Raw genomic sequence first — 24,160 nt, 5'->3', positions numbered from 1 at the left:
AGCATGAGAAAGTTTTTTACTCTGGCGATTTTATTGCTCGCCGTTTTCTGTGGGAAAGCGCAAAACATTCAGTTACACTATGATTTCGGAGGTGCTCTCTATGACAAGGATCTGGACGGTCGCCCGGCACTGACTTCCACCGTGGAAATGTTCAAGCCTGACAAATGGGGAAGCACCTATTTTTTTGTAGATATAGATTACAAAAGCAGCGGAGTTGCTTCGGCATACTGGGAGATTGCCCGCGAACTGAGTTTCTGGCAACCGCCTTTCTCCGTCCATATAGAGTATAACGGAGGTTTGATGAAAGGGGCTTCCTATAATAATGCCTACCTAGGAGGTTTCACCTATACATATAATAATAAGGATTTCTCCAAAGGGTTTACTTTTACTCCTATGTACAAATATATCCAGAAACATCGTAGCCCGAACAATTTCCAATTGACGGGTACCTGGTATGTTCATTTTGCTAAAAACGGGTTGTGCACATTCAGCGGGTTTGCCGACTGGTGGCGGGAGAAGAACGACCACGGGAACTTCATTTTCCTTTCCGAACCGCAGATATGGGTGAACTTAAACAAGCTGAAAGGTGTTGATGATAAGTTCAAGCTGAGTGTCGGAAGTGAAGTGGAACTGAGTCATAACTTCGGCGGTCGCAACGGTTTTTATACCATTCCGACGCTGGCGATAAAGTGGACATTCGATTAATCCAAAATATATGATACAAAAACTATTAGGGTTTGACAAACAGACCATGACAATCCGTACGGAAGTGATCGCAGGAATAACGACCTTCCTGACAATGAGTTATATCCTGGCCGTCAACCCTTCTATCCTGGGCACTACCGGAATGGACAAAGGGGCTGTCTTCACAGCAACGGCACTGGCTTCCGCTATTGCGACTTTCCTGTTGGCTTTTATGGCCAAACTTCCGTTTGCACAGGCACCGAGTATGGCATTAAATGCATTTTTTGCTTTTACCCTGGTGCAGGGAATGGGGTATTCCTGGCAGACGGCAATGACGGCGATGTTTGTCGAAGGGGTGATATTTATCCTGATCACTTTCCTGAACATCCGGGAGATTATTCTCAACAGCATCCCGATGAACCTGCGATATGCCATCTCGGTCGGGATCGGTATGTTTATCGCTTTTATAGGGTTAAAAAATGCAGGGATCATTGCCCCGAATCCGGCAACGTTCGTTATGTTCGGGGAGTTCACGCCGTCTTCCGTCCTGGCAATGACGGGTATCCTACTGAGCGGAATCCTGGTTGTAAAGAAGGTGAAGGGTGCTTTATTTTACAGTATCCTGATTTGTACGTTGGCCGGGATACCGCTGGGAGTAACGGAAATACCGGAAGGTTTTCTTCCAGTCTCCATGCCTCATTCGATAGAGCCGACTTTCTGCAAATTCGATTTCTCCGAGTTCTTTACTTTGGATATGGCGATCGTTATTTTCACCTTATTGTTTATGAATATATTCGATACGGTAGGGACACTGGTCGGCCTGGCTTCCAAAACCGGGATCATGGGGAAAGACGGACATATTCCACATGTGAAAGAGGCGATGATGTCTGATGCGATAGGTACAACGATCGGGGCGATGATGGGTAGTTCAACCATTACCACTTATGTGGAAAGTGCTTCGGGCATTGCTGAAGGAGGACGTTCCGGTTTTACCTCCCTGGTAACAGGATTGCTGTTTATCCTGGCTTTGTTCTTTGCTCCGTTGTTCCTGCTTATTCCCAGTGCGGCAACAAGCGGAGCTTTAGTGCTTGTCGGGGTATTTATGATGGACTCGGTATCAAAGATCGATATGGATGATATATCCGAAGCACTCCCGGCTTTCATCACCATTATCATGATGGTACTCACCTACTCTATCGCAGACGGGATGGTCTTGGGATTACTTTGCTATGTATTGGTCAAATTGTTCTGTGGTAAACACAGGGATATAAGTATTACCATGTATATACTAGCAGCTCTGTTCCTTTTGAAATTTATATTTGCCTGAACAACTGTTTCAGGTATAAAAAAGCGGGATAATCGTAACGACTATCCCGCTTTATACATTATATATACTATCTGTATTCCAGCATTACCAAATCACTACGCGTTCAGCCGGCATCATATACATCGGATCACTTTCTTTAATATCGAAAGCCGAATAGAATGTATCGATATTACGCAAAGCGGCATTCACACGCCATTTACCCAAAGAGTGCGGGTCTATCTTCGTCAGACGCAGGATTTCTTCCGGACGGATATTCTGTCCCCACAGGGTTGCATATCCCAGGTAGAAACGCTGTTCATTCGTAAACCCGTCGATCGGAGCCGGAGTTTCCTTTCCTTTCAATGAGTTCAGATAAGCCAGATGAGATACCAACAAACCACCCTGGTCGGCAATGTTTTCACCTAAGGTATAGCGGCCATTGGCATGAACGCTGTCGATGACAATGATATTATCATATTGCTGTACCAGACGGTCGGCACGTTCTGTAAAACGAACGGCATCTTCGGCAGTCCACCAGTCAGTCAGGTTACCGTCCTTATCATAGTTACGTCCCTGGTCATCGAATCCGTGAGTCATTTCATGACCGATCACGACACCGATAGCACCATAATTGACAGCATCGTCGGCATCCGGATTAAAGAAAGGAGGTTGAAGGATCGCTGCCGGGAAACAGATTTCGTTTGTAGTCGGGTTGTAATAGGCATTCACTGTCTGCGGTGTCATTCCCCAACGGGCTTTGTCAACCGGCTTGCCTGCCTGTTGCAACATATAGTCCATCTCGAAGATATTCGAACGGCAAACATTTGCCCAGTAAGAGTCGTCTTTGATTTCCAGAGCCGTATAATCACGCCATTTATCCGGATAACCGATCTTTACGATAAAGGCAGACAATTTTTCCTGTGCTTTAGCCTTTGTCTCATCACTCATCCATTCAAGGCCGGCAATACGTTCGGACAATGCTTTCTGCAAGTTACCGACCAGCTCCAACATCTTTTCTTTAGACGAAGCCGGGAAATATTTTGCAACATACATCTGACCGACAGCTTCACCCAAAGCACCGTTGACTGTAGACAGGGAGCGTTTCCAACGAGGTTGCTGTTCCTGCTTTCCTGACATTGTCTTTCCGTAAAAATCAAATTCAGCAGCTACAAAATCATCACTCAGATAAGGGGCTGCCGCATTCAGAAGGTTAAATGCCAGATAATATTTTTGTTCGTCGATAGATACGTTTTTCAGGAATTCACCCAATGCTTCATAGAACGGAAGCTGTTTGGCATCCAGATATTCTATTTCCATCAGACCCATGCTCTCAAAATAGACATCCCAGTCCAAAGGATTATTCTTCGCCTTGAATTCATCCAGTTTGATCTTATTATAGTTTTTCTGCGTATCGCGTAAATCCTCACGGCTGAAAGAGATTTCAGCAATACCGGTTTCGATCTTCATCACTGCATTTACAGCAGCATCGGCTTGCTCCGGAGATGCTCCAGTCAATGTAAACAGTTGTCCGATAAATTGTTTGTAAGCATCACGCACTTTTAGAGTCGCATCATCGTCCAGCAGGTAATAATCGCGGTCACCCATACCTAAACCAGCCTGATACAATTGAACGATATTCATCGAGCTGTTCTTCTCATCCGCATCGACAAACAAAGCGAAGAATGGAGCCATTCCTTCTTTGTGCAAAACAGCGACCATTTTAGCAACATCAGCTTTTGTTCCCAGACGCTGGATAGCATCCAGTTGTTCTTTTACAGGAGACAGGCCATCCTTATTCAGCTTGACGCTATCCATACCCATTTCATACAACATTCCGATTTTCTGGGCTACACTTCCTGCTTCCTGCGAAGTAGTTCCCAGCTCATTGATAAGCGTACGTAATTGCTCCTGGTTGTTTTCACGCAACTGATCGAATGTTCCGAAACGTGAATATTCCGGTTTCAGAGGATTACTCTTGATCCATCCCCCGCAAGCATATTCATAAAAATCAGTACCGGGAGCGACTGTTGTGTCTAAATTTGCCAGATTGATGGCGTCCACTTTTGCAGTTTCCTTCACAGGTGATTTACTGCACCCCGCCATTGCCATCATGCCGACGGCTACCAACGGAATTACTATTAACTTCTTCATTTTTGTTCAACGTTTACTTGAATTATGCCGCAAAGGTACATAAATTCAGAAGAATAGAACCGATTTTAGTCCAATATGAACTATTATTATACCGATAATATTCACAAATTTATCTACTTTTACCATCCGAAAGTATTTATAAACTTAATTTTATCAAGAATCACCTTATGAAGAACATGACAATTCTGATGACCTTACTCCTTTTTCTGTTAGCCGGTTGCAACAGCAGCTCCGGAGAAAAAGGAAAATTCGAGATTGGAGACAAGACTTTTCTCCTGAACGACAAGCCTTTCACCATCAAGGCTGCCGAGATTCACTACACCCGTATACCAGTCGAATACTGGGAACACCGAATTCAGATGTGTAAGGCTTTAGGCATGAACACGATTTGTATCTATGCCTTTTGGAACATCCATGAACAGAAACCCGGAGAGTTCGATTTTACCGGACAAAATGATATCGCGGCATTCTGCCGTCTGGCTCAAAAACACGGTATGTATATCATGCTACGTCCCGGTCCGTATGTTTGCTCGGAATGGGAAATGGGCGGTCTCCCCTGGTGGTTGCTGAAGAAAGAAGACATACAACTGCGTACCAACGATCCGTATTTTATTGAACGCGTGCGTTTATACATGAATGAAATAGGGAAACAGCTGGCTGACATGCAAATCAGCCGCGGTGGTAATATCATCATGGTGCAGGTTGAAAATGAATATGGTGCATATGCTACCGACAAAGCCTATATTGCCAAAAACCGGGATATTCTGCGTGAAGCCGGATTTACCGATGTTCCGCTTTTCCAATGCGACTGGAGTTCCAACTTCCAGAACAATGCACTCGACGACCTGGTATGGACCGTCAATTTCGGAACCGGAGCCAATATAGAAGAACAATTCAAAAAACTGAAAGAAGTACGTCCGAACACTCCGCTCATGTGTAGTGAATTTTGGAGCGGATGGTTCGACCATTGGGGAAGGAAACACGAAACACGTGACGCGGAAACAATGATTGCCGGATTGAAAGATATGCTGGACCGGAATATCTCTTTCTCTTTATATATGACTCACGGAGGTACCACTTTCGGACATTGGGGAGGTGCAAACAGTCCTGCCTATTCAGCGATGTGCAGCTCGTATGATTATGATGCACCGATCAGCGAAGCCGGATGGACAACTCCGAAATACTACAAATTGCGTGAGCTTCTGGCCAAATATATGGAACCGGGTGAAGTTCAATCGGAAGTACCGGAAGCATTTCCTGTCATTGAAATCCCTGAGTTTGAAATGAAAGAGACAGCTTTGTTATTCGACAACCTGCCGGAACCCAAAAAGACTCACGACATCAAGCCTATGGAAGAGTTCGACCAAGGTTGGGGTTCAATCCTGTATCGCACGACCTTACCGGCAGTCAAAGCCGGAACAACCCTGTTAATAGACGAGGTGCACGACTGGGCACAGGTTTTCATTAACGGTAAACTGGTCGGTCGCCTGGATCGGCGCCGCGGAGAAAACACGATCAAACTGCCAGCCTCTGCAGCCGGAGCTCAGTTGGATATCCTTATCGAAGCGATGGGACGCGTCAACTTTGACAAGGCAATCCATGACCGGAAAGGTATTACGAATAAAGTAGCGCTGATCACCGAGAACTCTGCAGAGGAACTGAAAGACTGGACGGTTTACAACTTGCCTGTAGACTATTCATTCGTTAAAGATAAAAAATATGCACCCGGAACAAAAGTAGACGGACCGGCTTATTACCGGGCAACTTTCAATCTGGAAACTCCCGGCGATGTATTCCTGGATATGCAGACATGGGGAAAAGGTATGGTATGGGTGAACGGAAAGGCAATGGGACGTTTTTGGGAAATCGGTCCTCAACAGACGTTGTTCATGCCGGGCTGCTGGCTCAAAAAAGGAGAAAATGAAATTATTGTTCTCGACCTGAAAGGACCGGAAAAGGCATCTGTCAAAGGTTTAAAGACCCCTATCCTCGATATGTTGCGACCGGAAGCTCCGCTGACAAACCGGAAGGAAGGACAAAACCTGAATCTGAAAAATGAAAAACCGGTCGGACAAGGTTCCTTAAAGCCTGGTAACGGTTGGCAGGAAGTAAAATTCGATACACCTGTACAGGCTCGTCATTTCTGTCTGGAAGCACTCAATGCACAGGATGGTAAAGACATTGCTGCTCTTGCTGAATTCTATCTGCTGGACGAAAACGGCAAACCTCTCTCCCGTCAACATTGGAAAATAGTTTATGCAGACAGTGAAGAGACTTATGGTGGTAATTTCACAGCCGATAAAATATTCGACTTGCAGGAATCTACTTACTGGAGTACGGCGAGAAAGGCGAAATATCCTCACCAGGTAGTCATAGACCTGCGTGAAAATGTAACTATCTCCGGATTCCGTTATCTGCCGCGTGCCGAAGAAGGTTATCCCGGCATGATCAAAGACTATAAAGCGTATGCTAAAATGACACCGTTCAGTTATTAGTATCAAAGAGGCTGTATCAAAATAGCAATTACTGAACGCAGACGACGCAGAATACGCAGAGTTCCGCAGACTATGTTTATTAAAATCAATATTGTCTGCGTATTCTGCGTTCTTTAATACAGACTTTCGATACATCGCCTTTAATGCAATTCATTCTGTACGCAAACTGTCAACTGTCACTTGTCAACTATTATCTGTCCTTATCCAGATACTCTTTCTTAAACATGCTAAAGCAAAGTATAAAGACAGAGATCAGTAACGGTCCGAATATTATCCCCATAAAACCAAACAGGGACAAGCCGATAATTACTCCAAAGATAGTGATCAATGGATGGGTATCCGCCATTTTCTTCTGCAGAACGAAACGTATCAAATTATCCACATTGGTAATAACGATCAATGCATAAGCCATCAGAGCCAGCCCATTCACCCAATCACCGGTCAGCGCCATATACACCACCAGCGGCAACCAAACCAAAGCAGTTCCAACAACCGGGATAATCGTAGCAAAACAGGTTAGAAAACCGAACAGGAACGGGCTCGGGGCATTAAATATCCAATATCCTACCATCGCAATAGCTCCTTGAATAATTGCCAGTAAAGGAATACCGATAGCATTGGAAGTTACGATCATGTTGATCTCTTTCAACACTTCACGTTTGTTCTCCTTACTGAAAGGAAGGATCTCATAGAGATATGTTTCCATCTTACTTCCTCCAATCAACATAAAATAAAGAATAAGGACAAGAACTGCCACATTTACAGCAAAACCACTGATACCTCCCATCAAAACCTGACCTACCTTAGGCAATACAGATACAATGGAGGCTATATTATCTTTTTCAAGTACATCAAACCCGGTCTTCTCACGGATCAGGTCGGCAATATGCTCAAAGGAACTCACCAGCTCGGATGGGTTCAGGTTTATATTCTGCAATTTATTAACGAACAGCCAGACTGCCAGCGACAACGGAATAAGAAAACAAAGAATGGTTTCCAGCAATAACAGGATAGCGACCAGACTTCGGTTCAGCCGTTTCTTTTCTGTCAGGTATTGTAATTGCTTCCGCAATAAGATATAAATGGTAAAAGCTCCCAGTATCCCTCCCAGGAACGGGATAAATTCAATAAAAAGTATTATCCCCATTACCAGAATAATAATTATCAAGGAATATTTCCAGTACGATTCTTTCAAGCTCATATTTGTTTATAATATAAATTTCAACTTCCTATTTTGTAGTATGTCTTACGACCATTTTCTTATAAAACAAAATAAAGGGAAAGTTGTTAAGATTATATCATGTTTTTTATAGTTTTATATTCGCTTCTTCCAAATTAAAGCGAATACTATTTTATCGTAAAAAGAAAATGAGGTATCTTCGTTGTTATATATAAAAAGAACTACTAAAAGATATTCAGATGAAAAAAATTAACAACTCAGTTTTACGAAGTGCATTTGCTATGATTTTAGGATTTGTACTGGTCTTATGGCCGGAAGCTGCCATTACCTATTTGGTTATTGCCATAGGTATCTGCTTCATCATACCCGGCCTGTTTTCTTTGTTGAACTATTTCACACGGGAGAAAGTGGAAGGTGAACCCTCTCCTATGTTCCCTATCGACGGCGCCGGAAGTATTTTATTCGGAGCATGGCTTGTGATCATGCCGGAGTTTTTTGTCAATATATTAATGTATATCCTGGGAGCGTTACTGGTTATTGCCGGAATTCAGCAAATAGCCATGCTGGTATCTGCCCGCAAATGGAGTACAGTGCCGTTTGGTTTCTACATCATGCCTGCATTGATTTTATTGACAGGTATTATGATCATCGCCTATCCGTTCGGAGCTGCGGCGAACACATTTGTAATCTTTGGCGTAGCCAGTATCTTCTATGGAGTTATAGAATTGATCAACTGGTATAAATTCCGCCAAAGATAAAAGAGGAAAATATTAAGACTTGCGGTATTCCATCGGAGAAATACCCATATGCTTTTTAAAGAATTTACCAAACGTAGACTGATCGGAAAAATGAAGAATGTCTGCGACTTGCTGTACCGTTGCCTGCGGAGCTTTCAACAAGATCTTCGCCTCAACGATCAAAGCATCGTCAATCCATTTATTAGCAGATTTTCCGGTCAGTTCCTTTAAGATCAAAGACAGATATTGCGGAGTGATAAAAAGCTTCTCTGCATAGAAAGTAACCACATGCTGCTCCTTACAATGTTCAAACAGCAATTGAAGGAACTGTTCGAAAAGTTCTTCTTTGCGGGAAAGAGCCGGCATTAACAGACCATCTTTTTTTCCCATAAATATATTGGCTATCTCCAGAAGGAATCCGACAAAAGAGTTCTGCATCACTTCTTTCTGAAAAAAATGAGCCCGGTTCTTTATTTTACTCCTTAACAACTCGATGTAATTGTCTACCAACTCAGTTTCCTGTGGTTCAAAAGTAGTGCATGGATTTTTCCTCAGTTGCATATAATTAGCCATCGATGGACTACGTTTCGCCGTATTGCACTCATCGAGAAACTCACGCGAAATAACCAGTAATTTCCCTTTAAAATCCTTACTAATCTTACTAAGCTGTATCGTATGCGTCGGCATAATAATAGTAAAACTATTGCTTTCTATAGTATAAGGTACATAGTCCAGCGCTATTTCAGAAGATCCTTCCAGCACTAAGACCATCAATAATGCATCCAACCGCATCGGCATAGTATGTTCATACACTTCCTGGTCGTCCACACCCTGATTGCCATCAATATCGGCTATCAGAAAAATATCCTGGAAACTATCGCGGATTATTATACCCTTATTTAACTCAGCAAACTTTATCAAAGGGAGATTTTCCATAATTTTATATTTTACTCATCATTATAGTCTGCACAAAGATAGACATTTTTATATTCGATCAAAGAAGTTTGTTTCATTTTTCACCAATTCACACAGTTTTCCTCCCTATATAGCCCAAAACAGAAAATACTCCTTTCGTTTCAAACCAATCCTGTAACAGAATAAACCTTTTGAGTTTTCTAAATTAGGCAGATCTTTGTCACCGAGCATAATGGCAAGTGATTCAAAAAAATAAATATGACAAAAGAACAAGTTATGACGACGGCATTGGATCTGTTCTCACAATACGGTATCAAGAGTGTGAGCATGGACGATATTGCCCGGAATATCGGTATTTCAAAACGTACGATCTATGAATTCTTCGAAGACAAGGAAACATTATTACAGGAAGCTATTAAATCCTATAATAATAGCATGCGAAGCACACTTGCCGAACTGGAAAAAGGTCCATACACGGCTCTCGATGTTTTCGTCCTGTTCTACGAAGATTTTATGAAACGCCCCCGTTGGTACAATAAAAAATATTATGATGATCTGAAACGTTATCCGAAAGCATTGGAACAAGCTGAGAAAGACAAAGCGGATTTCACTAAAAGATGTATCAAGTTACTCAATCGGGGAGCTAAAGAAGGTGTTTTTCAGAAAGATGTAAATATCGAAATATTAGCTTTGCTGGCAAAAGAACAATTGAAAATGATCCGCCCGTCGAAAACATTTCTGAACCATTCGGTGGCAGAAGTATTCCAGACGGTATTGTTTACCTTCCTCCGGGGTATATGCACAGAGAAAGGCCTGACGATTTTGGAGCGTTATGCTTTGAAACACTCGCAGGACATATTATTAAGTGAAGAGTAATAGGAATTTTATTCAAAATCAAATCTAGTTTAAATGAAACGAGTATTAATTACTAAGAAGATGATGTGGGTAGTCATGATGTTGCTGCCTTCTTTGGTCTTTTCTACGGTGAAAGCACAGGATGTCCTGAAGCTCGACCTGGAAAAAGCATTGGAGATAGCATTGAGTGAAAACCCGACCGTGAAAGTCGCAGACAGAGAAATAGAAAAGAAAAAGTATGCACAGAAAGGCACCTATGCCGCTCTGTTCCCTCAGATTAATTTTACAGCCGATTATACCCGCACATTGAAAAAGCAGGTGATGTATATGGATGGTTTCGATATGGGTGGCGGCAGTGACGAATCGACGCCCGGTATGGAAGGTATCGATATGAGCAAAGGTATTGAGGTTGGCCGTGATAACAACTGGACTACCGGCTTCAATCTATCGATGCCCCTTGTCAACGCTACATTATGGAAAAGCCTCAGCATATCCGCCCTCGACGTGGAACTGTCTATAGAGCAGGCACGGTCATCCAAAATATCGATGGTAAACCAGGTAAAGAAAGGTTTCTATGCCGTTTTACTGGCAAACGATTCTTATCGTGTTTTCAAGGAAAGCTATGACAACGCGATGGAAAACTATCTGGATATCAAAAAGAAATATGACCAGGGAACGGTAGCCGAATACGATCTGATCCGTGCAGACGTGACCGTAAAGAACAGTGAACCGAATATGCTCCAGGCAGAAAACTCGCTGACATTGGCTAAATGGCAATTAAAGGCACTCCTGGGAATGGATCTAGAAATGGCTATCGACTGCGAAGGAGAACTGGCCGATTTCGAATCAGTCCTGTTTGCGGACTATATGGCAACCGATACGACATTGGCAGGCAACACCGATTTGAAACAGATCGATCTGCAGATGCAACAGTTGAAAAAGACTTTGACCATGCAGAAGTTCGACTATCTGCCTACATTATCGCTCACAGGTATGTACCAGTGGAATGCCATGAACAATGATTTCAAGTTCAAGAACTATAACTGGACTCCTTACTCGATTGTCGGTGTATCGCTTACGGTCCCTATCTTTTCCGGAGGCAGCAAATATCATAAGATCAAGCAGACGCAGGTATCCATGCATCAGATGGATTTACAGCGCGACGATACGAAACGCAACCTGCAGTTGGCTATCAAACAATATCTGGATAATATGAAAACCTGCGTGAAACAATTCGATGCCGCCCAGAAAGGTGTCGAACAGGCAAACAAAGGATATAAGATCGCCCAGAAGCGCTATGACACAGGAGCCGGAACATTGCTTGAAATGAACGATGCGGAACTGGCACTGACACAAGCGAAACTGAATCTGAACCAGTCCATCTACAATTATATGGTAGCTAAATCGGATATGGAAAAAGTTTTAGGTCAGGAACAAACGAATTAAGAAACAAGAATGAGAACAAAAATAAAAACAGTTTACAATATGAAAACACGTGAAATGCTGAAAGTTGTACCGCTCGTAACATTAGCCCTGCTGATGTCATGTACAGGTGAAAAGAAAGACTCTGAGGCAGATACCCATGATGAAAAAGTAAAAGTGAAGATTGAGCAGGTATCGGCTCAGGATGTAGACCAGCTGGCGGAATTTACTGCAACCGTAGAGGCAAACATAAAGAACAACATTGCGCCTCAGTCTCCGGTTCGTATTGAGAAGCTGTTCGCAGAAGTGGGTGACCATGTAAAAGAAGGCCAGGTACTTGTCAAGATGGACGAAACAAACCTGAAACAGGCCAAAATACAATTGGACAATCAGGAAATTGAATTCAAGCGCATCGACGAATTGTATAAAGTCGGCGGAGCTTCCAAATCGGCCTGGGATGCCCAGAAAACACAGTTGGACGTAAGCCGCGCAAGTTATAAGAACCTGCAGGATAACACTCAGTTGCTAAGTCCGATCAGCGGTATCATCACTGCCCGTAATTACGACAGCGGCGATATGTACAGCGGTGGTGATCCTATATATACAGTAGAACAGATCCGCCCGGTCAAACTGTTCGTGAACGTTTCCGAAAGTTATTTCACACAAGTGAAGAAAGGCAATGAAGTAGATATCAAGCTGGATGTATATGGCGACGAAGTATTCAAAGGCAAAGTAAGCCTGGTCTACCCGACCATAGATTCTTCCACCCGTACTTTCCCGGTAGAGATTAAGATTGCCAACACCGACGAACGCGTACGTCCAGGAATGTTTGCACGTACAACGATGAATTTCGGTACACGTAACCACGTAGTTGCACCGGACCAGTCCATTGTAAAACAATCCGGATCGGGTGACCGCTACATCTATGTTTACAAAGATGGAAAAGTATCCTACCAGAAGGTAGAACTGGGACGCCGCATGGGAAACAAATATGAGATCGTATCCGGCGTAGAAAATGGCGACCAGGTAGTAATAACCGGTCAGAACCGTTTGAGTAATGGAATGGAAGTAGAAATTGACAAGTAAGAAATAATACTATATGAGTTTATATGCAACAGCGGTAAAAAAGCCGGTAACCACCGCCCTCGTATTCGTGGCTGTGGTGATTATGGGACTTTTTTCCTTAACCCGATTATCAGTCGACTTGCTCCCGGAGATCGAGACCAACATGATCATGGTCATGACGGCCTACCCCGGAGCCAGCGCCACCGATATTGAAATGAACGTATCCAAACCATTGGAGAACGTATTGAACAGCGTGAGTGACTTGAAACACATCACCTCACAGTCTCGCGAAAACATCTCTATCGTTACACTGGAATTTGAATATGGTACCGATATCGATGTCGCGACCAACGACGTCCGGGATAAACTGGACATCGTAGAATCGTCTCTGCCGGATGACGTGGAAAACCCGATCATCTTTAAGTTCGGTACCGACGATATTCCAATCCTGTTGCTTTCGGTAACAGCAGAGGAAAGTACCAACGCCCTTTACAAAATCCTGGACGATAAAGTATCCAACCCGCTGGCACGTATCAGCGGAGTAGGTGCCGTATCTATTTCCGGTGCTCCGATCCGTGAAGTACAGGTATATTGCGACCCTTACAAATTGGAAGCTTACGGGCTGACCATCGAGGGAATCTCCTCTATCATTGCACAGGAGAACCGCAATACGCCGGGTGGTAGCATAGATATCGGTTCAAACACCTATACGCTCCGTGTACAAGGTGAATTTACCAATGCCAACCAAATGCTGGACCTAGTGGTAGGAAGCAATAACGGTAAGAATGTGTATCTGCGCGACGTTGCACAGGTAAAAGACTATATCGAAGAACGTGCCCAGGAAACCTTCAACAACGGAGGTAAGGGGGGTATGATCGTTATCCAGAAGCAGTCCGGAGCAAACTCGGTGAATATCGCTAAGAAAGTTCACGAAAAACTGCCGGAAATACAGGCCAGTTTGCCATCCGACGTACAACTGGGTGTGATCGTCGATACCTCGACCAACATCCTGAATACAATCGACAGTTTGCAGGAAACGATCATGATCACTTTCATTGTCGTTATGTTGGTGGTATTCATCTTCCTGGGACGCTGGAGAGCGACATTTATCATTATCCTGACGATCCCGATCTCACTGATCGCCGCATTCGCCTACTTGCTGGCATCCGGCAATACACTGAACATTATCTCGTTAAGTTCATTGTCTATTGCAATCGGTATGGTGGTGGATGACGCCATTGTGGTATTGGAGAATGTCACGACGCATATTGAAAGAGGTAGTAAACCGAAGCAGGCAGCCGTACACGCGACCAACGAGGTAGCTATATCCGTAATTGCTTCCACATTGACTATGTTGGCAGTATTCCTGCCATTGACAATGGTGACCGGTATGGCCGGTATCCTTTTCAAACAGTTAGGCTGGATCGTTAGTATCATCATGATCGTATCGACAGTCGGAGCTTTGACTTTGACACCGATGCTTTGTTCGCAGTTGTTACGTCTCGATCCGAAGAAAGGACGTCTGTACGTTTTGTTCTTCACTCCTATTGAAAAGGCACTGAATGCACTGGATGTTGCTTATGCACGTTTCCTGGACTGGGCAGTACGTCATCGTAAAACAGTTATTGCCGGTGCCTTCCTGATCTTTGCAGGCAGCATGATGATGATCCCTATGATTAAGACTGAGTTCTTCCCGACCCAGGATAATGCCCGTATCGGTATCACGATCGAAATGCCCATCGGTACCCGCCAGGAGATCACACGCGATCTGGCTTTGCGTATCGACAAACAGTTCCGTGAGAAATATCCGGAAATTCTGGTACTGAACTTCACCGAAGGACAGGCTGATACGGATAACACATTTGCCCAGTTGAGCGACAACGGTTCGCACATTATTGAAATGAATGTCAACCTGAGCAGTGTCGGCGACCGTGAAAGAGGATTGATCGAGATTTGTGATATAATGCGTCAGGATTTGGCTGAATACTCCGAGATTAAAGAGTACAAGGTTTTGGCCGGCGGCCAGTCCGGCTCTATGGGTGGTGAGAACGCTGTGGATATTGAAATCTACGGTTTCGACTTTGCCAAGACCGATGCTGTTGCAGCAGATCTGTCAAGACGTCTGGAAGGATTGAAGGGATGTTCACAGGTTAACATCAGCCGTAAAGATTATATCCCGGAATACCAGGTAGACTTCGACCGCGAAAAACTGGCAATGAACGGCCTGAACGTTACGACAGCCTCTTTATACCTGCGTAACCGTATCAACGGTTCCACCGCTTCCAAGTATCGTGAAGACGGTGACGAGTATGATATCAAAGTACGTTATGCTCCCGAATTCCGCCAGTCTATCGAAGATATCGAAAATATCATGATCTATAACAATGCCGGACAAGGGGTTCGTATCCGCGATGTAGGTAAAGTTGTAGAACGTATGACACCGCCGACTATCGAACGTAAAAACCGTGAACGTCTTATCACAGTATCTGCCGTTGTCGGTCAGGGTGCTGCATTAAGCGACCTGGTGTCTGCCGTTCAATCCGAGCTGAAGAAGATGGATATCCCGTCTGATGTAAGCTGGCAGCTGGGAGGTACATTCGAAGACCAGCAGGATACATTTACCGACCTGGGTATATTGATGGTATTGATCATCATCCTGGTATTTATTGTGATGGCAGCCCAGTTCGAATCGTTGACCGACCCGTTCGTGATCATGTTCTCCATCCCGTTCGCCTTTACTGGTGTAATTCTGGGATTGGCAATCACACAGACACCACTCGGGGTGATGGCTTTGATCGGTGTAATCATGTTGATGGGTATCGTTGTAAAGAACGGTATCGTACTGATCGACTACACGATCCTGTGCCGCGAACGCGGAATGAGTATTCTTACTGCTGCAGTTGCTGCCGGTAAATCCCGTCTCCGTCCGGTATTGATGACCACCCTGACTACCGTACTCGGTATGATCCCGATGGCTATCGGTACAGGTGAAGGTGCTGAAATGTGGCGCTCGATGGGTATGACGGTTGCATGGGGACTTTCAGTATCCACTTTGATCACACTGGTTATCGTACCGACGGTATATTGCGTATTTGCCGGAAACGGTGTAAAACGCCGCCGCCGTAAGATCGCAAGGTTGAATCATCTGGAACAATTATAAAATAACAGAACCGGGAGTGACAATCTCCCTTATCAGGGAATAGGTATTTCCCAGATAAGAGAGACAGCCACTCCCTAAGCTGGGAACCGGTTATTCCCGAATATAACATTAAAATACAAGAACAATGAAAGCTATATTCATATCATTCAATCAGGCTTACTACGAAATGATCCTCAGTATTATGGATCGCAGCAACATTCGCGGATTTACTTTCTGGGAAACAGTGCAGGGACGCGGCAGCCAAAAAGGCGAACCTCATTACGGTAGCCATGCCTGGCCAACCCTCAACTCAGCCATACTGGCCATGGTAGACGACGAAAAAGTCGATCCTTTCCTGGACCTGCTCCACAAAATGGATATGCAGACAGAAGCCCAGGGACTACGTGCATTCGTATGGAACATTGAAAAATCAATTTGACGGTTATGGAAGCACCTTCTACAATCACATTCAAATTGAGCAGGCATAAAAAGAGAGGATTGTTCCTGACAACGCTCCTCTCTGCCCTGATCGGTGCCGGAGCTTTGTATGCTGCTCATGACCTCAAATACGGGGAAGGACGTTTTGTCTTTATCTTCATCGGTGTCTTTGCTTTACTCACGACATTCTTCTGCTTAATCAGCTATTCATTCCTAACCCGCGAAAGTTTCAAGGCGATCTATATCTCCGACGAGGGGATCAATGATATATCGACAGGCAACCGGATAGGCACAATTTTGTGGAAAGATGTTGACAATATCAAAATAATGGACGACCTTAGCAACCTGAAACGTAAATATATCGTGCTGAAGGTAAAAAATCCGAACGAATATATTGACCGGGAGCCCACACGTAGCAAGAAGCGTTCCCTGGAACTGAAGCTTCAATACTACGGATCGCCTATTTGTATCTCCGACCGTGCGTTGGATTGTACATTTAAGGAACTCGAAAAGGCTGTATTCGAGAAATACAACCACTATAAAACATTACATAAAGAAGCATAATCTTATTACTCGATTTAAAATGACCCTTGATGAGTTTAATATATTGCTGATTATAATGGCGGTCATTGCCGCCATTGTTTTTGTTACCCTTTACTTCGTAGAAGCCGGATACGGCATGTTATTCGACAAAAAATGGGGTATCCCTATTCCAAACAAAATAGCCTGGATCTGTATGGAAGCACCTGTCTTTGGGGTGATGCTCTTCCTCTGGAGCCAGTCCGAACGGCAACTTGAAACCGTTCCCCTACTCTTCTTCCTCTTCTTCGAACTGCATTACCTGCAACGAGCATTTATATTCCCCTTACTGATCAAAGGTAAGAGCAAAATGCCTGTGGGCATTATGACAATGGGGATTGTCTTCAACCTGCTGAACGGTTACATACAAGGCATGTGGATATTTTACCTCGCCCCCGAAAATATGTATTCGAGCCAATGGCTGACCACTCCGCAATTCATTATCGGAACACTGATGTTCTTCAGCGGCATGTGGATCAACTGGCGGTCTGACTATATCGTCCGCCATCTCCGCAAGCCGGGCGACACCAATCATTACCTACCTAAAGGAGGTATGTTCAACTACGTAACCTCCGCCAACTATTTTGGCGAACTGGTGGAATGGTGTGGTTTTGCCATCCTAACCTGGAGCGCCAGCGGAGCATTGTTCGCTTGGTGGACATTTGCCAACCTGGTTCCGCGTGCCAATACGATCTGGCACAAGTACAAAGCCATGTTCGGCAAAGAAGTCGGGAACCGGAAACGAATTATCCCATTTATTTACTGATGTGATTATACAAAATACGACAACAAATAACTGGTTATTAATATGAATAAAGAATCTATGCTATTCACCCCGGCCTCTATCGGCCCGCTCACGCTCAGAAATCGTACGATCAGAGCGGCCGCTTTCGAAAGTATGTGCCCGGGGAACGCTCCGTCGGAAATGTTATATAACTACCATACCTCTGTGGCAGCCGGCGGAATCGGCATGACTACATTAGCCTATGCCGCTGTAACACAAAGCGGACTTTCATTCGAACGTCAGTTGTGGTTACGCCCTGAAATTATACCCGGTCTGAAGAAGATCACAGATGCCATCCATAAAGAGGGTGCTGCCGCTTCCATACAGATCGGACATTGCGGAAATATGTCTCACAAAAACATCTGCGGATGCACTCCTATTTCCGCCTCTACAGGATTCAACATCTATTCTCCGACTTTTGTTCGTGGGATGAAACAATCAGAGATAGCAGCCATAGCAAAAGCCTTCGGCCAGGCAGTTCACCTCGCCCGCGAAGCAGGAATGGATGCCGTCGAAGTACATGCCGGACACGGTTATCTGATCAGCCAGTTCCTCTCTCCTTATACCAACCGCCGGAAAGACGAATATGGCGGAAGCCTGGAAAACCGGATGCGTTTCATGAAGATGTGTATGGAAGAGGTAATGAAAGCAGCCGGTTCGGATATGGCAGTCCTGGTAAAGATGAATATGCGCGACGGCTTTAAAGGCGGCATGGAACTCGACGAGACGTTGGAAGTCGCCCGTACCCTGCAAAACCAATGCGGCGTACATGCCCTGATACTGAGCGGGGGATTTGTAAGCCGTGCTCCTATGTACGTCATGCGGGGAGCCATGCCTATCCGTACAATGACCCATTACATGCCAAACGGCTGGTTGCCCATTGGCGTTCGGATGGCAGGTCACCTGATGATACCTACCGAACCATTCAAGGAAGCATATTTTCTGGAAGATGCACTGAAGTTCCGGGCAGCCCTGAAAATGCCCCTTGTATATGTCGGCGGCCTTATCTCCCGTGAAAAGATAGAGGAAGTGCTCGGCCACGGATTCGAGTTTGTCAGCATGGCACGTGCACTGCTCAACGACCCGGCTTTCGTCAACCATATGAAAGAAGACGAACAGGCCCGTTGCGACTGCGGTCACAGCAACTATTGCATTGCCCGTATGTATTCACTGGAAATGGCTTGCCATAAACATATACAGAATCTACCTAAAAGTATTGTCAAAGAAATAGAAAAACTGGAGTATAAATAATAATGGAAAAAGGAATAGCCATTATAACCGGTGCCGACGGGGGCATGGGACAAGAGATCACCCTGGCACTGGCCAAAGACGGTTTTCAGATCATCATGGCGTGTAAAGAACCGGAGAAAGCATATCAGGTCTGCGAACGTATAAAACAAGAAAGCGGGAATAAGCAAATAGAGGTCCGCGGGATAGACCTCTCCTCTTTATCATCCGTCCATGCTTTCGCACAAAAGATACTGGCGGAAGGACGCCCGGTCAGCCGGTTAATGAACAATGCCGGAGTTCTGACCACCCATATCCGTCCTACAGTAGACGGATTGGAAACGATTGTCAGCGTTAATTACGTCGGTCCGTATCTGCTCACCCGGTTACTGCTTCCCCTGATGCATAAGGGAACCCGTATCGTCAATACAGTATCCTGCACGTACGCCATCGGTAAAATAGAATCCGACTTCTTCACGAAAGGGAAGAACGGACGCTTCAACCGGATATCGGTGTACGGAAATACCAAACTGGCCTTATTGCTCTTTACACGCGAGTTGGCGGAAAGGGTAAAAGAAAAAGGAATTACCGTCAACGCCTCCGACCCAGGTATCGTCAGTACGAATATGATCACGATGAATGCCTGGTTCGACCCGTTGACAGATATCCTGTTCCGTCCTTTCATCAAAACACCGCTGCAAGGAGCGGCAACAGCCATACACCTTGCTCTGTCGGAAGATGTGAACGATAAAAGTGGTGCATGCTACGCCAACTGCAAAGAGAAAAAGCTGTCGGAACGTATCCGAAACCATCCGGCACAAGTCAAGCTCTGGGGCGATACGGAGACATTGCTTCGTTCCCGTAATCTACTGGATTAAAAAAATATACACGGGACAGTTGGAACGTATTAATAAAAAACATACCTTTGCACCGCTTTTAACCCCCGTACGTGTGATGGGAAAATTAGGAAGCATAAATACTAATTTTGAGTAACACAAAAAATTAAAGAAATGAAGACATTCCAATTAGAAGGAAAAGGAAGAGAAGTAGCTGCTACTTCTTCTGATCAGAAAAGAGCTTTGAAAGCTATGCGTAAAAATCAGGAAATCCCTGCTGTATTATACGGTGGCGAAAAAGTAACTCACTTTACAGTAACTGTCGACAGTGTACGTAAACTGGTTTATACTCCGGAAATCTTCGCTGTTGAACTGAACATCGACGGAAAAAAGACTATGGCTATCGTTAAAGATATCCAGTTCCAAGCAGTAACCGATGCTATCATACACATGGACTTCATGGAAGTTTCAGAAAACAAACCGGTAACAATGGAAGTTCCTGTTGTTCTGACTGGTCACGCCGAAGGTGTTAAAGCCGGTGGTAAGCTGACATTGCGTATGAGAAAGCTGAAAGTAAAAGCTGTTTACACTCAGATCCCTGAAAAACTGACTATCAACGTTGATCACCTGGGCTTAGGTAAGTCTATGCAGGTGGGTGCTTTACACTTCGAAGGTCTGGAACTGACCAATGCAAAGAACGCTGTTGTTTGCGCCGTTCAGTTGACTCGTGCCGCTCGTGGTGCTCAAGCTACTGCTGGTAAGTAATCTGAAAAAGAGAATACCAAATAACGTGAGGGAGGAATGTTCAGGAGAATGTTCTTCCCTTTCTTATATTATATAATAATGCAAAAATCATGAAATATCTGATAACCGGACTTGGTAATATAGGCTCTGAATACTGGGGTACGCGGCATAATATCGGTTTCCGTGTCGTGAATGCTTTGGCTGAAGAAGCCGGAGTGCCTTTCACGGAAGAGCGTTACGGAGCAGTTGCCCGGATGCGGGTAAAGAACTGCGAGCTGATCCTGCTCAAACCGAATACATTTATGAACCTGAGCGGAAATGCTGTCCGCTACTGGTTACAAAAAGAGAACATTCCTGTAGAGAATCTGTTGGTCGTAGTAGACGACCTGGCTCTCCCCTTCGGTACTTTACGCCTGAAACCGAAGGGCAGCGACGCTGGTCACAACGGACTGAAAAACATCCAGCAGCTCCTGGGCACACAGGAATACAGCCGCCTGCGGTTCGGTATAGGCAGCGACTTTCCCCGCGGCGGACAAATAGATTACGTTTTAGGCAAGTTTCCGCCTGAAGAACTGGAACTGATGCCGGAAAAATTGAAACGGGCCATCGAGATCGTCAAGAGCTTCTGCCTGGCGGGAGTACAGATCACGATGAACCAGTTTAATAACAAGTAAAAAGTTATGAACGAAGTAAGAATAGACAAATGGATGTGGGCAACCCGCATCTTTAAAACTCGGACAATCGCAGCGGAAGCCTGCAAAAAAAGCCGGGTCATGATAAACAATGTCACCGTAAAACCGTCCCGCATGATCAAAGTCGGCGAAGTGATTCAGGTGCGCAAGCCGCCTGTAACTTTCTCTTTCAAAGTACTGGCACTGACGGAACGCCGGATGGGAGCCAAACTGGTTCCGGACTACCTGGAAAATGTCACGACACCAGACCAATACGAAATACTGGAAATGAACAAAATCTCCGGCTTCGTAGACCGTGCCCGCGGCTTGGGCCGCCCGACAAAGAAAGACCGTCGCGAACTGGAACAGTTCACTGATCCGGGAGTAATGGACGACGGCTTCGACTTTGATTTCGATTTTGATTCGGAAGAGGAATAGAAAGAATACGGCACACAGATGCTTTTAAGTTATATGCATTCCTGTGTGCCATATTATAAATGTTTTGCAAAACAGAACACACCTACTCTTTTTTCCCTCCCAAACAATCCCCATCCCAAAAAGGTTTATATCTTAGTAATTTCTGATATAAACAACTGCGTATGGAAACAACAAAAGAAAGCAACCCTAAGAAAAAAAGTATTTTACTACATGAGTATATCAAACAGCGAGCAGAAAGCAAGCGGTTGATAGGCAAAGACAGCACTGCTGATCTCTATCTGGCAGTAGCCCGGCATTTCGTCACATTCCAGGGGAACAAGGATATCCCAATCTGCGACATCACCCCTACCATGGTGAACGATTTCCAAACCTATCTACAGGCCAAACAATTAAAAATCAACTCTGTCAACAGCTATCTGAGCAGTCTCCGAGCCGTATACAATGCAGCCGTCGGCGAACAACTCTTCAAAAATAAGACCCAGCCGTTTCAGAAATTGAAACTAAAGAGGGACATAACAGTCAAAAAGCCTCTGTCAGATCAACAAGTGAAAAAAATGGCGACAGTCGATTTTCGTGACCGCCCCGAATTGGCTTTGGCAACAGATTTGGCTCTTTTCAGCTTTATGGCATACGGCATGCCTTTTGTGGACATAGTGCATCTGACCCGAAAGAATATACATGGACAAGCCATCGTGTATAACCGCCATAAGACCGGTATCGGGATACGCATCGAAATCACCTCCGGCATGTGGCAGATCCTCCGTAAATACGAATCATCCGACAGGGACTACCTTTTCCCGATAATGTTTCCTTCTGCCACTCACCACCAGTATAAGTCTATGCTGTCTGCCCATAACGAAACCTTGAAACAGGTGGGCCGGTTGTTGGATATTCATACAAACCTGACATCCTACGTAATGCGCTATACCTGGGCCTCCGAAGCTCGTCGTCAGCACGTGGATATAGCCGTGATCAGTCAGGCACTGGGACATACGAACGAAAAAACGACCCGGGGTTACTTCAACCGACTTGACCAGCCGGAACTCGACCTGGCCAATCGAAAGATCACGGATCCGATTTGTGAGATACTGAGGAATAAACCGAAAAACATAGATTGGAGAGGGATTGAAGGAACTTATTTATGAAATAAGAATAATTGCGTAATAAACGTTGATTCTTATTGTATTTTGCCTAATCATCTAATAGTTAGGCACTCACAAAGGTAAAAAGAAAAGAATAAAGAAAGAAAAAATCGATACTTTTTTTGTGTGTATCGGGAATAAATAGAATAGGGTATTAGTTTTTGACTTATGATTTACAATTTTTAGCCGGTAATAATCGTATTTGCTTCAATAAGAATATGACCGGTCAGTCTTTCTTGTGTTTTAACAGCTGTTATATGAATATAACAGTAGATTTATACTCTTTTAAACACAATCGAAAGATAAAATAAAAGAAAAAACCGTCTCATCGTCTCCTGTTTTTCCCCTTCAGTGTGGTTTTTCTCGTAGTAGAAAAACTTATTTCATAAATAAGTTTTAATAAAACAACACACTAGTATGAATAAAAGAACCCTTGAATCCAAAGTGTCTGAAAAGTTAGGGATTCCCCAATACAAGGTCAACCTATTCGTCAACACCTTGCTTGAATCCATCACGGAGGTACTGGAACAGAATGAAGAAGTATCCATCCGTGGTTTCGGTACATTTTTACCCAAGAGACAAAAGCCCCGCCCTGTACGCAACCCTCAGAACGGAGATCCCTGTATACTCGATCCCTCTCTCACTGTCAAATTCACCGTCGGCAGCGACCTGAAGAAACGGCTGAACGAAAACGACCGGACTCCGGAATATCAACAAATATAAAAACCCATAAATAACAGCTATATGATGAAGAACTTCCTCTTACTGATTTTCAGCTTCCTGGTCTCTACTCTTTCAGCTCAGACACTAGTACCCGAAAGCAAGGCGCCGGTAGTTGGCATCAAAACAAACCTCCCTTATTGGGGAACAGCCACCTTCAACGCCGGACTGGAATTTCGCCTGGCCAAGAAATGGAGCCTCGACATCGAAGCCGGCTTCAACCCCTTCGACGGCAAAAACGACGACGGCACTTACGACCGCTCGCTCAAGCACCTGCGCATTCAGCCCGAACTGCGCTACTGGTTCTGCGAAGCAAACAACGGACATTTCCTCGGTCTGCACGTCCCCTACTATTTATATAATGTAGCCGACGTGAAACTGCTCGACCTCGAAGGCGAACGTCGCGAAGGTTGGGGAGCAGGCGTAGGCCTGAGCTACGGCTACCAGTGGATGCTCTCCAAACACTGGAGCCTGGAGGCTACCGTGGGCGTAGGCTACATCTACTTCGAATACGACCGCTACCCCTGTGCCGAATGCGGCAACCGCGAGACGAACCGACACAAAAACTACTTCGGACCCACGCAGGCAGCACTCAACTTCATTTATCTATTCTAACAACAAACAATGAACCG

At 44.7% G+C, this 24,160-nt stretch carries 22 protein-coding genes; 19 read left to right on the top strand and 3 right to left on the bottom strand.

Annotated features, from left to right (window positions below):
* Positions 1-3: 3 nt before the first annotated feature.
* Both P3L47_RS12820 and P3L47_RS12815 read left to right on the top strand, forming a co-directional pair.
* Positions 4-705 carry a nucleoside-specific channel-forming Tsx family protein gene (locus P3L47_RS12820; RefSeq protein ID WP_277781026.1) on the top strand — a complete coding sequence of 234 codons (702 nt, stop codon included), beginning with the start codon at positions 4-6 and terminating at the stop codon, positions 703-705.
* Positions 706-715: 10 nt separating this feature from the next.
* Positions 716-2,011, top strand: coding sequence for an NCS2 family permease (locus P3L47_RS12815; RefSeq protein ID WP_277781025.1), 1,296 nt, complete (start codon positions 716-718; stop codon positions 2,009-2,011).
* An 84-nt stretch (positions 2,012-2,095) separates the two neighbouring features.
* On the opposite strand, the gene P3L47_RS12810 is transcribed toward P3L47_RS12815, so the two are convergent.
* Entirely contained in the window at positions 2,096-4,141 is a 2,046-nt protein-coding gene (locus P3L47_RS12810) for a M13 family metallopeptidase (RefSeq protein ID WP_277781024.1), read from the bottom strand.
* Between the two features lie 167 nt (positions 4,142-4,308).
* Between P3L47_RS12810 and P3L47_RS12805 the strand changes: the two genes are divergently transcribed.
* On the top strand, positions 4,309-6,636 hold the full coding sequence (locus P3L47_RS12805) for a beta-galactosidase (RefSeq protein WP_122360580.1): 2,328 nt from the start codon (positions 4,309-4,311) through the stop codon (positions 6,634-6,636).
* A gap of 190 nt (positions 6,637-6,826) precedes the next feature.
* Here the strand turns inward: P3L47_RS12805 and P3L47_RS12800 are convergent, their stop codons facing one another.
* On the bottom strand, positions 6,827-7,837 hold the full coding sequence (locus P3L47_RS12800; RefSeq protein WP_277781023.1) for an AI-2E family transporter: 1,011 nt from the start codon (positions 7,835-7,837) through the stop codon (positions 6,827-6,829).
* Positions 7,838-8,055: 218 nt separating this feature from the next.
* Here P3L47_RS12800 and P3L47_RS12795 point away from each other — a divergent pair, with 218 nt between their 5' ends.
* Positions 8,056-8,574 (top strand): HdeD family acid-resistance protein, encoded by a 519-nt coding sequence (locus tag P3L47_RS12795; protein WP_122360590.1) that lies wholly within the window; start codon positions 8,056-8,058, stop codon positions 8,572-8,574.
* A 12-nt stretch (positions 8,575-8,586) separates the two neighbouring features.
* Here the strand turns inward: P3L47_RS12795 and P3L47_RS12790 are convergent, their stop codons facing one another.
* Positions 8,587-9,489, bottom strand: coding sequence for a helix-turn-helix domain-containing protein (locus tag P3L47_RS12790; RefSeq protein ID WP_122360591.1), 903 nt, complete (start codon positions 9,487-9,489; stop codon positions 8,587-8,589).
* 237 nt (positions 9,490-9,726) lie between these two features.
* Between P3L47_RS12790 and P3L47_RS12785 the strand changes: the two genes are divergently transcribed.
* The 15 genes from P3L47_RS12785 to P3L47_RS12715 all read left to right on the top strand — a co-directional run bounded on the left by P3L47_RS12785 (position 9,727) and on the right by P3L47_RS12715 (position 24,143).
* On the top strand, positions 9,727-10,344 hold the full coding sequence (locus tag P3L47_RS12785) for a TetR/AcrR family transcriptional regulator (protein ID WP_277781022.1): 618 nt from the start codon (positions 9,727-9,729) through the stop codon (positions 10,342-10,344).
* A gap of 33 nt (positions 10,345-10,377) precedes the next feature.
* Positions 10,378-11,769, top strand: coding sequence for a TolC family protein (locus P3L47_RS12780; RefSeq protein ID WP_277781021.1), 1,392 nt, complete (start codon positions 10,378-10,380; stop codon positions 11,767-11,769).
* A gap of 39 nt (positions 11,770-11,808) precedes the next feature.
* Positions 11,809-12,831: an efflux RND transporter periplasmic adaptor subunit gene (locus P3L47_RS12775; RefSeq protein ID WP_122361063.1), complete on the top strand. Its 1,023-nt coding sequence runs from the start codon at positions 11,809-11,811 to the stop codon at positions 12,829-12,831.
* 13 nt (positions 12,832-12,844) lie between these two features.
* A complete protein-coding gene (locus P3L47_RS12770) occupies positions 12,845-15,970 on the top strand; it encodes an efflux RND transporter permease subunit (RefSeq protein WP_277781020.1) in 3,126 nt (1,041 codons plus the stop codon).
* Positions 15,971-16,094: 124 nt separating this feature from the next.
* On the top strand, positions 16,095-16,388 hold the full coding sequence (locus tag P3L47_RS12765) for a PG0541 family transporter-associated protein (protein WP_122360595.1): 294 nt from the start codon (positions 16,095-16,097) through the stop codon (positions 16,386-16,388).
* Positions 16,389-16,393: 5 nt separating this feature from the next.
* Positions 16,394-16,951 (top strand): STM3941 family protein, encoded by a 558-nt coding sequence (locus P3L47_RS12760; RefSeq protein ID WP_122360596.1) that lies wholly within the window; start codon positions 16,394-16,396, stop codon positions 16,949-16,951.
* Between the two features lie 19 nt (positions 16,952-16,970).
* Complete coding sequence (locus tag P3L47_RS12755; RefSeq protein ID WP_199715418.1) at positions 16,971-17,732, top strand: DUF1295 domain-containing protein; 762 nt, start codon at positions 16,971-16,973, stop codon at positions 17,730-17,732.
* A 42-nt stretch (positions 17,733-17,774) separates the two neighbouring features.
* A complete protein-coding gene (locus tag P3L47_RS12750; protein ID WP_122360597.1) occupies positions 17,775-19,001 on the top strand; it encodes an NADH:flavin oxidoreductase in 1,227 nt (408 codons plus the stop codon).
* Positions 19,002-19,003: 2 nt separating this feature from the next.
* On the top strand, positions 19,004-19,855 hold the full coding sequence (locus tag P3L47_RS12745) for an SDR family oxidoreductase (protein WP_277781019.1): 852 nt from the start codon (positions 19,004-19,006) through the stop codon (positions 19,853-19,855).
* A gap of 132 nt (positions 19,856-19,987) precedes the next feature.
* A complete protein-coding gene (locus P3L47_RS12740; protein ID WP_122360599.1) occupies positions 19,988-20,578 on the top strand; it encodes a 50S ribosomal protein L25/general stress protein Ctc in 591 nt (196 codons plus the stop codon).
* Positions 20,579-20,667: 89 nt separating this feature from the next.
* Entirely contained in the window at positions 20,668-21,231 is a 564-nt protein-coding gene (pth, locus tag P3L47_RS12735) for an aminoacyl-tRNA hydrolase (RefSeq protein WP_122360600.1), read from the top strand.
* 6 nt (positions 21,232-21,237) lie between these two features.
* A complete protein-coding gene (locus P3L47_RS12730; RefSeq protein WP_277781018.1) occupies positions 21,238-21,666 on the top strand; it encodes an RNA-binding S4 domain-containing protein in 429 nt (142 codons plus the stop codon).
* A gap of 161 nt (positions 21,667-21,827) precedes the next feature.
* Entirely contained in the window at positions 21,828-22,811 is a 984-nt protein-coding gene (locus tag P3L47_RS12725) for a tyrosine-type recombinase/integrase (RefSeq protein WP_277781017.1), read from the top strand.
* A 414-nt stretch (positions 22,812-23,225) separates the two neighbouring features.
* Positions 23,226-23,531, top strand: a complete 306-nt coding sequence (locus P3L47_RS12720; protein ID WP_277781016.1) for an HU family DNA-binding protein — start codon at positions 23,226-23,228, stop codon at positions 23,529-23,531.
* A gap of 24 nt (positions 23,532-23,555) precedes the next feature.
* A complete protein-coding gene (locus P3L47_RS12715) occupies positions 23,556-24,143 on the top strand; it encodes a DUF3575 domain-containing protein (protein ID WP_277783698.1) in 588 nt (195 codons plus the stop codon).
* Positions 24,144-24,160: the final 17 nt, after the last annotated feature.

This window comes from Parabacteroides chongii, from assembly GCF_029581355.1.
Lineage (GTDB): Bacteria > Bacteroidota > Bacteroidia > Bacteroidales > Tannerellaceae > Parabacteroides > Parabacteroides chongii.
This window is presented reverse-complemented; position numbering and strand designations above follow the sequence as displayed.